Genomic DNA, 12624 nt, shown 5'->3' on the forward strand with positions numbered 1-12624 from the left:
TTCGGTGCGCATTTTATCTTCATTCAATGAACAAGTGATACATAAATATAAAGTAACAGCTAAGTTTGATGATAGAAATGAATGTACAAAAATAAAGAATAGAGGAGGTATGTCATTGCGTTTTTCATTATTACAGCAAAAAGAAGTGATTGAAGCAGGAAATGGGCGATTTATAGGTTTTGTAATAGATGCTGAAGTCTCAAAAGAAACGGGCTATGTGACAGCATTTTTGATTGCAGAGCCTCGTAAATATCTTGGTTTTTTTAAAGGGGAAGAGTCTGTAAGAAAAGTGTATATGAAAGATGTGCTTGTCGTTGGCAAGGATGTTATTTTAGTTAAAGCACTTTCCTAAGACTATGTTAATAAAATTGTGGTGAATGTAAACTGACATAGGTCAGGCTATTCATTGATAAATCAAGCATTGCTTGTTACAATAAAAGAAACTATTGTTGTAAAGTTGGGAAAAACAGTGACAAAAATCTTAACAAATTTAAACAAACTACATGATTTAATAACAGCAGCAGAAAAAAAAGGGAATCGTCAGGGTGATAAAGTCCAAATAATTGCCGTAACGAAAGAAGTTTCTGTTGAAAGAACACAAGAAGCAATTGATGCAGGACTCTCTCATTTAGGAGAAAATAGACCTGAAGGCCTGCAACGTAAAATTGCAGAGATTCATGCTGATGTACATTGGCATTATATCGGGTCACTTCAAACACGTAAAGTAAAACAAGTCATTAACAGCATTGATTATTTACACTCCTTAGATCGTTTGAGTCTGGCAGAAGAAATTGAAAAAAGAGCAGATCGGCCAGTTAAATGTTTTGTACAAGTAAATGTTTCGGGTGAAGAATCAAAACATGGCTTAAGTATCGAAGAAGTTTTGCCTTTTGTAGAAGCGTTAAAGAGTTTTACAAAGATTCAAGTTGTAGGTTTAATGACCATGGCACCAAATACAGAAGACGAAGCAATCATTCGCTCTGTTTTCAAGCAATTAAAACAATGTCAACAGCAAATAGCCGAGCAAGGATTCGCACATGCACCTTGTACCGAGTTATCAATGGGCATGTCTAATGACTTTGAAATTGCGGTAGAGGAAGGGGCTACTTTTGTTCGAATCGGAACGGCTCTTGTTGGAAATGAAAGAGGGGAACAGGATGAGCATGAAAAATAAAATTAAAAACTTCTTTTACCTTGAAGAAGAACTAGAAGAAGAAATCACGCAAGCTCCTATTCAGCAGCAACAGCCCATACAACAACAGCAACCGATTCATTCCGTAAAGCCTAAAAAAACGATTAAAGAGCGTAGGGCGCCTATTCAAGAAATTATGCCGCAAAGTTCAGCAACGCCTAACAACATTGTAAGCTTGCAGGCAGCTATGAGCTCTAAGGGAGCAAAAGTTGTTTTAATTGAGCCTAGAGTTTATGCAGAAGCACAAGATATCGCGGAGCATTTAAAAAATAAGCGTGCTGCAATCGTCAATTTACAACGTATTGAACGAGAGCAAGGTAAACGCATTATTGATTTTTTAAGTGGTACAGTCTATGCACTTGCCGGGGATATCCAACGTATCGGTAAAGATATCTTCCTTTGTACGCCAGATAATGTAGAAGTGACTGGTGAAATTACAAACTTTATTTTAGACGATAATTAATAGCGAGGATTGTAGTTTATATGACTTTTTTTATAATACTTGGTTATGTATCATTAGCATTTAGAATCTATTCATTTATGCTAATTGGCTATATTTTAATGTCTTGGGTGCCTGCCGCTCAAAATTCAGCCATTGGACGTATGCTTGAAAAAGTGTGTGAGCCGTATTTAGGGATTTTCAGAAAGTTCATTCCACCACTTGGAATGATTGATATTTCACCAATTGTGGCTATCTTCATGTTGAATTTTATTGAACGAGGGCTTGTTATAGTCATCCAGAAAATATTTCTTATGTTCGTTTAGCAGTAAATCCTCACTCTTAGGTGGGGATTTTTTATTTAGCAATGTTTTTGTACGGAAAGAGCAACGGTGGTTCAAAAAAATAGAGGGTGATAAAGGTTTGTTTAACGGCTGTTCAAATATCCTTGTATAATGAGACTGCCCCAGTGGAAAAAAGAGCTTTTCAAGTAAATGTAAAAAAATTATACTCAATGATGCAAAGACGTCATAACTTGGAAATACTATGTTCATCCAGCCCACCAAGCATATAGAACTAGTGAAAGAGGAGACAACGAGATGGAACACTTAATTCAGCATTTTCGAAAAGATGAACAACCGTTTATTGAACAAGTAATAAGTTGGCAGCGTGAGGTAGAGGATCGCTATGCACCTAAGCTAACAGATTTTCTTGATCCCAGACAGCGTTTTATCGTGACATCTATTATCGGACAGGACGACATATTGAAAACGGCATGTGCAGGATTATTTGACGGGGCAGAGAGACAGCGTATGCTTATTTATCCTGCTTACTATGAAGTTATGGAGGAAGACTTTCAGCTGACAGCATTTACGATTCACTATCCTATGAAATTTGTCCAGCTCCGGCATCCAGATGTGTTAGGGGCCTTGTTATCATTAGGCTTGAATCGTGGTAAATTTGGTGATATACGTGTCAATGAGCAGCAGGTGCAATTTGTAGTAGCACAAGAGGTAGCAGATTATGTTCGTTTGCATTTAACGGGTATTGGTAAAGTCAAGGTACATGTTGAATCTTTAAAGCAAGACGAGCCACTTCTCTTCAATGAGGATGAGTGGTTTGAGGAATCTCATACTGTTTCATCCATGCGTTTAGATGTGATTATCGCTACCATTTTAAATGTGTCACGTCAAAAGGCACAAGCTTTGATTACTGGGAATAAAGTACGTGTCAATTGGACAGAGCGAGATACAGTTGCCTTTGAATTACAAGAAGGGGATATTTTATCGATACGAGGGAGCGGTCGTGTGAAAATTATTATGACAGAAGGCCGTACAAAAAAGGATAAAATCCGTCTGCAAATCGGTCGATTGGCCCAAAAAAGCTGAAAGTGAAGTAAATTTCATTAATTTTTACTGCTAAGTTGTCGGAACAATTGTATAATAGAAATTACGAATGTACATGTAAAGGAGAGAAGGATTGTATGCCATTATCACCTATTGATATACATAATAAGGAGTTTACAAAAGCTTTCAGAGGTTATGCTGAAGATGAAGTAAATGAATTTTTAGACCAAATCATTAAAGACTACGAAATTTTGTTACGTGAAAAAAAAGAGGTTGATAAGCAATTAGAGATGGCCTTAGAACAGGCGAGGCATTTTAGCTCCTTAGAAGAAACTTTGCAGAAGTCCATTGTTGTTGCACAAGAAGCGGCTGATGAAGTGCGAAGAAATTCACAAAAAGAGGCTAAACTCATTGTAAAAGAGGCTGAGAAAAATGCTGATCGAATTGTCAATGATGCTTTAACAAAAGCTCGTAAGGTGACGATTGAAATTGATGAGCTTAAAAAACAATCTAAAGTATTCCGTAATCGTTTCAAGATGCTTGTTGAGGCACAGCTTGATTTGCTTAATGCTGATGACTGGGATCATTTGCTTCAATATGATATTGATTTAACAGAAATTCAAGCATCTGTTGAGGAAGCACAAGAATCTGAAGAGATGTAACTTTTCTTTTTAATGGTTGCACTCGACAAATGAAACTTGACGCCATTGTTTGAATTTCATATACTTTGTAATAGTAATTATTTTGAAAAGATATGCATACAGGCAGAGACGAAGACAGTATTTGTTAGGCGTAGTTAAGCGATTTGGGGACAGTGAGAGCCCAAACATGCAACTAACATTGAACATCACTTCTGAGCTAAATAGCTGAAAAAAGTAGGTTATTTCGTGATGCACGACGTTAACGTGCTTGAAAGAGGTAGTGCAATATTTTTGTGCTACAAGTAGGGTGGTACCGCGAGTAGAAGCTTCTCGTCCCTTAGTGGGATTGAGGGCTTTTTTTATTTGTTCACGAATTGTTTGAGTTGCGTTTGCCAATAACTGTCCTAGAAGTAATTGTCTATATGCTTGGGTAAAATAAAGGAGGAATTTTAATGGTTGAATACAAAGATACGTTATTAATGCCAAAAACAGATTTCCCAATGCGTGGGAATCTACCGGCGAATGAGCCAAAAACGCAAGAAAAATGGAATGACATGGATATTAACAAATTACAGATGGAACGTACTGCCGATCGTCCAGAATATGTTCTACATGATGGTCCTCCCTATGCAAATGGTGATATCCACATCGGCCATGCCTTAAATAAAGTATTGAAGGATATGATTACACGTCATCGTTCAATGACTGGCTACCATGTGAATTATATTCCAGGCTGGGATACGCACGGTCTACCAATTGAACAAGCACTGACAAACAAAGGTGTAAAGCGTAAAGAAATGTCAGTAGCAGCATTCCGCCAACTTTGTGAAGAGTATGCATATGAGCAAATTGATAATCAACGTGCCCAATTCCGTCGTCTAGGCATTCGTGGTGATTGGGAAAACCCTTATATTACATTAAAGCCTGAATTTGAAGCACGTCAAATTGAAGTGTTCGGTAAAATGGCTGAAAAGGGTTACATTTATAAAGGCTTAAAACCAGTTTATTGGTCACCATCTTCTGAATCTGCTTTAGCAGAAGCTGAAATTGAATATAAGGACATCAAATCACCATCAATCTATGTTAGCTTTGCTATTAAAGATGCGAAAGGTATTGTACCAGCAGATGCTAAATTTATTATTTGGACAACAACACCTTGGACATTACCAGCAAACTTAGGCATTTCTTTAAATCCTGAATTTATGTATGTTGTAGTTGCTGTAGCTAATAAAAAATTCATCATTGCCAAAGAATTATTAACATCAGTAGCGAATGCCCTTGGATGGGAAGACTATGAGGTTGTTCAAGAAGTAAAAGGGGAAGCACTTGATCGTCTTGTAGCGCAGCATCCATTTTATGATCGTGAATCTCTTATTATGGTAGGAGAACACGTAACTGCTGAAGCGGGTACAGGTTGTGTTCATACAGCTCCTGGACACGGGGAAGACGATTATCATATTGGTAAACAATATGGTTTAGGCATTCTTAGCCCTCTTGATAATAGCGGCTGTTATACAGATGAAGCACCTGGCTTTGAAGGCGTGTTTTATAATGATGCCAACAAACTTGTAACAGAAAAACTAAAAGAAGTAGATGCATTAGAAAAACTTGACTTCTTTACGCACTCTTATCCACATGACTGGCGTACGAAAAAACCTGTTATTTATCGTGCGACACCACAATGGTTTGCCTCTGTTGAAGCATTCCGTGGTGAGTTGTTAGAAGCTGTAAAAGCTACAGCATTTACACCAGCTTGGGGAGAAACTCGTCTTTATAATATGATTCGTGATCGTGGAGACTGGGTTATTTCACGTCAACGTGCTTGGGGTGTGCCGATTCCAATTTTCTACGCAGAAAACGGAGAGCCAATTATTACACCTGAAACAATTAGCCATATCTCAGCATTATTCCGTGAGCATGGATCCAATATTTGGTTCCAAAAAACAGCAAAAGAATTATTACCAGAGGGCTTTACACATCCAGGTAGCCCGAACGGCGAATTCACAAAAGAAAATGATATTATGGACGTCTGGTTCGATTCAGGTTCATCCCACCAAGGTGTACTTGTAGAGCGCGGCATGAAATATCCAGCTGATTTATACTTAGAAGGCTCTGACCAGCATCGTGGTTGGTTTAACTCATCTCTTATTACATCTGTTGCTATTAATGGTTATGCACCATATAAAGGACTATTAACACATGGTTTTGTTCTTGATGGTGAAGGACGTAAAATGAGTAAATCATTAGGAAATGTGATCATTCCACAAAAAGTAATGGATCAGTATGGAGCAGATATTCTTCGTCTATGGGTTGCTTCTGTTGACTATACAGCGGATGTACGAATTTCGATGGATATGCTAAAGCAAGTATCAGAGGTGTACCGTAAAATTCGTAATACATTCCGCTTCTTACACGGCAATATCGCTGATTTCGATCCAAAGAAAGATCGTGTTGCCTATGCAGAGCTTCGTGAGATGGATCAATATGTCTATATGCGTTTACAGGATGTCTTACAAACTGTTCGTGCAGCATATGATCGTTATGATTTCGCTGCTGTTTATCACATCGTCAATAATTTTGTCGCAGTCGAGTTATCTTCATTCTATTTAGATATTGCAAAAGATGTTGTCTATATCGAAGGTCACGACAATAAAGATCGTCGAGCGATGCAAACAGTTATTTACGATACATTAATGACATTGGTTAAAATCATGACACCAATCATCCCTCATACAACAGATGAAATGTGGTCTTATCTACATGCCCAAGGTATTGTAGAGGAAGTTTCTGTTCAATTAACGGACTTCCCAGAGGTAGATGTTCAAGGGAATTTTGAAAGCCTACGTACAAAATGGGAAAATATTATTGATGTACGTGACGATATCTTAAAAGCATTAGAGGAAGCTCGTAATGCTAAAACAATAGGTAAATCACTAGAAGCAAAAGTAACAGTATATGGCAAAGAGGATGTTGTAGCCTTATTGAATGATGTGAACATTGACTTTGCACAGCTTTCAATCGTTTCTGCTTTTGAAGTAGCTACTATTGATGAGGCGCCTGCTGAAGCTTTAGCACTTGAGCATGTATCCATTGTAGTTGAGAAGGCAACAGGGGAGAAATGTGAGCGTTGCTGGTCAATTTCTGAAACAATTGGTGCAAATGAGGCACATCCTACAGTTTGTGCGCGCTGTGCAGAAGTTGTAGAAAAATATTACGTTTAACGGAAATGAATAATAAGAATCTGCATTTCTATTGTAGATCATACGCAAGTCTCCTTGATGGGGGCTTGCTTTTTTTCATGGAGGTTTTGCAGATTCTTGTTAGATTATTTAAATAAAATTTCTGTCGTATTGCGATAGTCCGTTGGAGAGATTCCTACATATTTTTTAAAGGTTAAACTATAGTAATTAGGTGTATTAAAGCCACAGGTGGAGGAGATCTTTTCTACGGTATAGTCGTACTTCCGTAGAAAGGGTAAGCTCTTGATGAGGCGTGTAAAGGCGACATAGTCAACGAAATTACGACCAGTCTCTTTTTTAAATAGCCTGCTAAAATGTGTGGGACTAAAGCTTATATATTTTGCAACATCACGAACGGTCAATTGCTCATCATAATGTTCTTCAATATAATGAATGGCCTTTTGAAGCTGCACATGCTTTGTTAAATCTTCATAATATCTGATATGAATATTATCTATAGGTGGTTTTCTACGTGCTTTTCGTGCTTGACTATAGGACTCCTTTACGTGCATTGCGTCCTGAAACACTCCTCCAACCCCCATGAAAAGATGGATACAATAGTCCTTTTTAAGTGTCTCGATGACCTCCAATAGACATGATTCGCCTACTGTCCAATGTTTAAAAGAGTTATACTCAGTCGGAATTCTCATGAGAAGTAATAAGTAGCGTTCGAAATGTAAAAAAGATAAGGGTGCTTTATTGGCAAAATGCTGACGAAAAACATTTGTAATGTTACTGCTTGCGTCATGAGGAATAGCATCACTATCGATATAGCCCTGAATTAAGAACACAATATTAGGAATACAATTTGTTGATAAAAATGATGCAGATTGAATGATTTCTTGTTCATTATCAATTTCGCCACGTATAAGACGTTTCAAAAATGCTTCTCTGAACGGAGAGGTATGATGCTGGGACACTTGTTGTGATAGCTCAAGCATTGTGAGTGTACTTGCTTTCTTGTCCTGATAGGATGTGTACAGTTTTTTTACGATTCGTAAAAATTTTGATTTCTGTAATGGTTTTATGAGAAGTGCAGGTAAAACTAATTCAATTGCTATACCAGTCGAGTAGGTGAGGTGTTCTGTAACAATTGGGACAATTATACTATTAGGATAATTTCTTTTTAATCGATTAATCTTCACCCAATCAAATAACCGATTGACCTCATAGACAATAATGACCTCATCTTCTCGCTTAGGCACTTTACACTCCTCCAAAGCATTTGGTAAAACCTCTTTTAACCATTCACTCATTTGCTGTTTATCAAATGAGCTTTCCATATACCATACCACCTTTAAAATGCTACCAGCCTCCTACGAATGAAAAGATAAAAATATTTTAACTTAAAATAGCAATTATTTGTACTAATACAGCAAAATTTTATATCTATATTGTGGTTGAAATAGAATAAAATAATTGTAGTGCATAATAATTTGAAATTTCAGATAATTATTCGCTGATATGACAAAGGGGGAGTTAGCTTATGGCGGAAGTAGGCAGTCATGATTATGACTACGTGGAGGCAGGAACAATTGATGTGAAAGATCTACCGCCTCTAGATGCAACAACAAATAAAATTATGAAGGATGAATTTACAACAGGTTTAGGCTTAACGGTATTTTACTTTATTTTGATTTTTAGTATTCCTGTTATGAATTGGTTTGCTCCAGCATTTGCATTCAAGAAAATATGGGGCGGCATGACAGTCACATGGTTTGTGACAACGATTGTCATGATGGCTATGGCTTTTATTATTGCGTATGTGCATACGGCCATGTATGAGAAGCGTTTAAAAAAATACGATATAGCAAATAAGTAGGTGAAACAAAGGGGGAAGTGTTGAATGATGGAAGCTCTTTTAGAACCAAAGATGTTAATGACCGTTGCGTTAATGGGAACGATTGTCTACATTACGTATTTAACCAAGAGAAATGCAACAGCTTCGGATTTCTTTGTAGGTGGCCGAAGCTTTGGATGGTTTACAAATGGTTCTGCCATTGGCGGAGATTATTTAAGTGCAGCAACATTTCTTGGAATAGCTGGTTTAACATTTCAACTAGGTTATGATGGTGCTTATTATGCTTTTTGTTTCTCTATTGGATTAACATTATTAGCTATTTTCGTAGCGGGCCCTTTAAGAAGATTTGGTGCATTTACGGTTGCTGATTTTTTAGGTTATCGTTTTCATAGTAGCAGGGCTCGACTCGTAGCGGTTGCAGTCGTTTTAGCCATCTCAGGCTTTTATGCGGCTCCTCAATTACTAGGTGCTGCTCAAATATTAAGTATGTTTTTTGGTACTTCCTATGAATTTGGCATTATCTTTACATGTGTTGTCATGGTTTTTTATGTAGGGATAGGTGGAATGAAAGGTACGACAATCAACCAAGCTTTGGAGCTGTGGATTCGCCTTGGCGCATTTATTGTGATGTTAATTGCTGCAGTTTATGGTGGTTTGCATTACGATAAAATTTTAGCTGCCATCCATTCATTCAGTGGCCCTATTACAGGAACTTCTCCGTATGCCTTAGATGGTAATGATGTGAATTTTGATGGTGCCGCTTGGACAGGCACAGGCTTTTATTTCCCAACATTTTGGCAAACTATTAGTATGACCATTGGTTTAGCCTTAGGGACAATTGGGCTTCCCCATATATTATTACGCTTTTATACAAACCCAAGTGCTAAAGCAGCGCGTAAATCTGCGCTCATGGCTATTGGCATTGCTAGTACGTTTTTCTTATTAGCTGTTTATTTAGGTGTTGTAGGCCGATCTATTTTCATTTCGGGAACAGCTAGTGAGGAGGTAATGCGTGATTTAATATTAGGTGGGAATAACATGGTCATTCCGACGACAGCCCTTGCGCTAGGTGGTAAATGGTTACTTGGTTTAGTAATTGCAGGTGCATTTGCAGCTATTTTCTCTAATCTTTCAGGGCTATTTATTACAAGCTCTGGCGCATTAGCCCATGATTTATATGCCAATATTATGAAAAAGGATATAACACAAAAACAACGTGTGGTTGCTGGTAAAGTGGCCATTGTATTATTAGGGATTTTATATGGAGCACTTGGTTTACTTGTCAAGGATGCATCCATCGGTCATTTAGTGGCGCTCGCCTTTACGGTTGCAGCAAGTACATTCACGCCAATCTTTATTCTCGGTATTTGGTGGAGGGGCATGACAGAGAAGGGTGCCATTGCAGGATTGCTCATTGGTCTTGGCGTGTCAATGTGGATGATCTTTTTACCAGGAACATTACCAAGTTTCTTGCAGTTTAAAATACCAGGTATTGTGACAGTACCGGTTGGCTTCTTATCTGTTATTATCGTGTCACTACTAGATCGTAAAGTTCCGGCTGATGTCAATGATTTCATGAAGCGAGTGCATTCGAAAGAATCTGAAACCGTTTAACTCAACAAGTCAGAGCTATTTCTATTGCTTAAAAAGTAAATAGAAATAGCTTTTTTATATTCTTGAAAGAGATTGGGCATCCGCCATCTTTTGATGTGATATTAGTTATTGTGATGGGTGCTGTTATGGTAGAATAGGTAAGATGTTGAGTGAACGGAGGAATGACTGTGTATAAATATTATGGATTGGCTGCTTTTGTCGTTTTATTAGATCAATGGACAAAATGGCTAATTGTGAAAAATATGGAGTATGCTGAACGCATTGCTGTGTGGGACCCATGGTTTGGCATTTTATCTCATCGTAATAGAGGTGCAGCATGGGGGATGCTAGAAGGGCAAATGTGGTTATTTAGTATCGTGACAGTTGCTGTCATTTGTGCCATTCTCTACTTTTATCATAAAGAGGCAAAAGGAAAGCCCGTTTTTCAAGTGGGTTTAATGCTATTACTTGGTGGCGCATTAGGAAACTTTATCGATCGTCTTTTTAGAGGAGAAGTGGTCGATTTTGTTGATGTTTTAATTCCAATTATTAATTATGACTTCCCTATTTTTAATGTGGCAGATGCTGCATTAACTATAGCTGTCGTTGTACTAATGATTGGTTTGATTATGGAAGATAAAAAAGAAAAGAAACAGGTGAAACAATGACGCAAGTAACATATACAATCGAAGAACAGCAGCAAGGAGAGCGCATTGATAAAGCACTTTCAAGCTTACAATCAGAGTGGTCACGTACACAAATTGGGAACTGGGTTAATGATGGGATTATCAAAGTGAATGGCGATGCTGTAAAAGCAAAATATAAAGTAAAAGCTGGTGATGTCATCTTGATTGATGTACCAGAAGTAGAAATTCTAGATGTAATAGCCGAAAAATTAGATTTGGATATTGTTTATGAGGATGCAGATGTCCTTGTTGTCAATAAACCAAAGGGGATGGTCGTTCATCCAGCACCAGGCCATATGTCCGGTACACTGGTAAATGGTTTAATGTATCAATGTAAGGATTTATCCGGTATTAATGGTGTGATGCGACCTGGTATTGTCCATCGTATTGATAAAGATACGTCAGGTCTATTAATGGTGGCTAAAAATGATACAGCCCATGAATCGTTAGTGAATCAGTTAGTGAATAAAACGGTGACACGTAAATATATTGCCCTTGTACACGGTCATATCGCACATGATAAGGGGACAATTGATGCACCGATTGGTCGCGATCAAAAGGATCGTCAAAAACAGGCAGTCGTTGATAACGGTAAACATGCGGTGACACACTTCCAAGTTGTGGAGCGTTTTGGTGATTATACACTAGTAGAATGTCGTTTAGAAACGGGACGTACACACCAAATTCGTGTGCATATGAATTATATCGGCTTCCCACTAGTGGGAGATCCAAAATATGGTCCGAAAAAGACAATAGACTTTGGTGGACAAGTTTTGCATGCTGCAACTTTAGGATTTGATCATCCTTCTTCTGGTGAATATTTGGAGTTTGAAACACCACTTCCAGTTGATTATGAGCAATTATTAAATGATTTACGAAATAGGCATTGACGAATAAGAAAAGAAAGTCTATACTAACCACAGTGAATGAACAACATAACTAAATATTCACCTTTAATAGCAGTCCAGAGAGGCTGAGAAGGGACATGTGATAGTGTTGCAAAAATTTGTGCTGCAAATTTTTCGACATGCTTTTTTCGACACGTATACAACCCCTCTCAGGCTATTCGCCTCGAGAGGTTTTTTTATGGACACATGGCTGACACTAGAGTAGAGAGAGGAGGAACGGATATGGCACAAAATGAATTATTAGATGGCCCATCAATGACAAGGGCACTCACACGTATTGCCCATGAAATTATTGAACGCAACAAAGGAATCGATGAATGTATTTTAGTTGGCATTAAAACAAGAGGTGCCTTTCTAGCCAAACGTTTGGCACAACGAATTGAAAAAATTGAAGGTAAACCTATTCGTACAGGGGAAATTGATATTACGCTATACAGAGATGATTTAACAACCAAACATGAAAACGAACAAGCACATGTAGAACAAGTTGATATTGAGTATGTAGTGAAAAATCAAAAGATCATTTTAGTAGACGATGTACTTTATACAGGACGAACAGTACGTGCAGCACTGGATGCTGTAATGGATTTGGGGAGACCTGCTCAAATTCAACTAGCCGTGCTAGTGGATAGAGGGCATCGAGAGTTGCCAATTAGAGCAGACTATGTAGGGAAGAATGTTCCGACTTCTGGCTCTGAGCGCATCATTGTCAACTTACAAGAAGTAGATGGAGAAGATTGCGTCATTATTTATAAAGAAGACGAATAATAAAGTGAGGA

At 37.9% G+C, this 12624-nt stretch carries 13 protein-coding genes and 1 other annotated feature; of the genes, 12 read left to right on the forward strand and 1 reads right to left on the reverse strand.

Annotated elements, in window-relative coordinates:
• Positions 1-109: 109 nt before the first annotated feature.
• The 7 genes from AC6BKE_RS11840 to ileS all read left to right on the forward strand — a co-directional run bounded on the left by AC6BKE_RS11840 (position 110) and on the right by ileS (position 6839).
• The gene (locus tag AC6BKE_RS11840) at positions 110-352 is read left to right on the forward strand and encodes a PRC-barrel domain-containing protein (protein ID WP_230593885.1); all 243 of its coding nucleotides are present in this window, start codon (positions 110-112) and stop codon (positions 350-352) included.
• 117 nt (positions 353-469) lie between these two features.
• Positions 470-1174: a YggS family pyridoxal phosphate-dependent enzyme gene (locus tag AC6BKE_RS11845; RefSeq protein WP_499856856.1), complete on the forward strand. Its 705-nt coding sequence runs from the start codon at positions 470-472 to the stop codon at positions 1172-1174.
• Entirely contained in the window at positions 1158-1655 is a 498-nt protein-coding gene (locus tag AC6BKE_RS11850; protein ID WP_036125175.1) for a cell division protein SepF, read from the forward strand. The genes AC6BKE_RS11845 and AC6BKE_RS11850 overlap by 17 nt, the downstream gene beginning before the upstream one ends.
• Positions 1656-1675: 20 nt before the next feature.
• The gene (locus AC6BKE_RS11855; protein WP_058843470.1) at positions 1676-1957 is read left to right on the forward strand and encodes a YggT family protein; all 282 of its coding nucleotides are present in this window, start codon (positions 1676-1678) and stop codon (positions 1955-1957) included.
• A 273-nt stretch (positions 1958-2230) separates the two neighbouring features.
• Positions 2231-3019 carry a YlmH family RNA-binding protein gene (locus AC6BKE_RS11860; protein WP_089931945.1) on the forward strand — a complete coding sequence of 263 codons (789 nt, stop codon included), beginning with the start codon at positions 2231-2233 and terminating at the stop codon, positions 3017-3019.
• 95 nt (positions 3020-3114) lie between these two features.
• Positions 3115-3639: a DivIVA domain-containing protein gene (locus AC6BKE_RS11865; protein ID WP_036125171.1), complete on the forward strand. Its 525-nt coding sequence runs from the start codon at positions 3115-3117 to the stop codon at positions 3637-3639.
• Positions 3640-3735: 96 nt separating this feature from the next.
• Positions 3736-3959 (forward strand) — a binding site (T-box leader).
• Between the two features lie 111 nt (positions 3960-4070).
• Positions 4071-6839 (forward strand): isoleucine--tRNA ligase, encoded by a 2769-nt coding sequence (ileS, locus tag AC6BKE_RS11870; RefSeq protein WP_499856857.1) that lies wholly within the window; start codon positions 4071-4073, stop codon positions 6837-6839.
• 104 nt (positions 6840-6943) lie between these two features.
• Here ileS and AC6BKE_RS11875 read toward each other — a convergent pair whose 3' ends face one another.
• Positions 6944-8140 (reverse strand): helix-turn-helix transcriptional regulator, encoded by a 1197-nt coding sequence (locus AC6BKE_RS11875; protein ID WP_036125166.1) that lies wholly within the window; start codon positions 8138-8140, stop codon positions 6944-6946.
• A gap of 203 nt (positions 8141-8343) precedes the next feature.
• Between AC6BKE_RS11875 and AC6BKE_RS11880 the strand changes: the two genes are divergently transcribed.
• The 5 genes from AC6BKE_RS11880 to pyrR all read left to right on the forward strand — a co-directional run bounded on the left by AC6BKE_RS11880 (position 8344) and on the right by pyrR (position 12613).
• Entirely contained in the window at positions 8344-8679 is a 336-nt protein-coding gene (locus AC6BKE_RS11880) for a DUF485 domain-containing protein (protein WP_036125161.1), read from the forward strand.
• Between the two features lie 24 nt (positions 8680-8703).
• A complete protein-coding gene (locus tag AC6BKE_RS11885; protein ID WP_499856858.1) occupies positions 8704-10272 on the forward strand; it encodes a sodium/solute symporter in 1569 nt (522 codons plus the stop codon).
• 167 nt (positions 10273-10439) lie between these two features.
• Positions 10440-10919 (forward strand): signal peptidase II, encoded by a 480-nt coding sequence (gene lspA, locus AC6BKE_RS11890; RefSeq protein WP_036125155.1) that lies wholly within the window; start codon positions 10440-10442, stop codon positions 10917-10919.
• Positions 10916-11827, forward strand: a complete 912-nt coding sequence (locus AC6BKE_RS11895; protein ID WP_036125153.1) for an RluA family pseudouridine synthase — start codon at positions 10916-10918, stop codon at positions 11825-11827. The genes lspA and AC6BKE_RS11895 overlap by 4 nt, the downstream gene beginning before the upstream one ends.
• Before the next feature lie 240 nt (positions 11828-12067).
• Positions 12068-12613: a bifunctional pyr operon transcriptional regulator/uracil phosphoribosyltransferase PyrR gene (pyrR, locus tag AC6BKE_RS11900; protein ID WP_089931954.1), complete on the forward strand. Its 546-nt coding sequence runs from the start codon at positions 12068-12070 to the stop codon at positions 12611-12613.
• Positions 12614-12624 lie beyond the last annotated feature (11 nt).

This window comes from Lysinibacillus sp. COL-1, from assembly GCF_059814265.1.